We start from the raw sequence: 666 nt of genomic DNA on the forward strand, positions 1-666 counted from the left end.
CTACTCAATGCTGAGCTGCAAGCAAGAGCGGAGAGAACAAGAGTCACCCTCACAAAGTTCGCAGGCTTCCCGATGGATAAAACGTTCGACGATTATGACTTCAAGTTCGCGACGGGCGCGCCGAGGAAACAACTCAAGGAGCTGACAAGTCTCGCCTTCGTTGAGCGAAAAGAGAACGTGGTGCTGCTCGGGCCAAGTGGCGTTGGAAAGAGCCATTTAGCCGTCAGTCTTGGTCAGCTTACCGTCCAAAGAGGGCTGAAAACGCGCTTTATTACCGCTGCTGATTTAATGCTTCAACTGTCAGTGGCGAAGAAACAAGACAGGCTGGAAAGCTACCTTAAACGAAGTGTACTGGGCCCAAAGCTGCTGATCATCGATGAGATCGGGTATCTCCCCTTCGGGAGAGAAGAAGCGAACTTGTTCTTCAATGTCATCGCAAAACGGTATGAACAGGGCAGCGTGGTTGTAACAAGCAATTTACCGTTCTCACAATGGTCAAATGCGTTCGCTGATGACACTACACTCACGGCTGCGCTGTTGGACCGACTACTTCATCATTCTCACATCATTCAGATAAGTGGAGAGAGTTATCGGCTCAAAGGAAAAAGAGCGTTAGGGACAGTGCCAACCGTTCTACAAAATGAATCGGAAAGGCAGGGATAACCA

Annotated in this window: 1 protein-coding gene; it reads left to right on the top strand. The window is 49.5% G+C overall.

Annotated features, from left to right (window positions below):
- Positions 1–663 (top strand): IS21-like element helper ATPase IstB (istB, locus tag LRP50_RS25420; protein ID WP_274167179.1); only part of this gene is annotated, 663 nt, incomplete at its 5' end.
- Between the last annotated feature and the right edge of the window lie 3 nt (positions 664–666).

The organism is Enterovibrio gelatinilyticus, assembly GCF_028683095.1.
GTDB classification, from domain to species: Bacteria; Pseudomonadota; Gammaproteobacteria; order Enterobacterales; family Vibrionaceae; genus Enterovibrio; species Enterovibrio gelatinilyticus.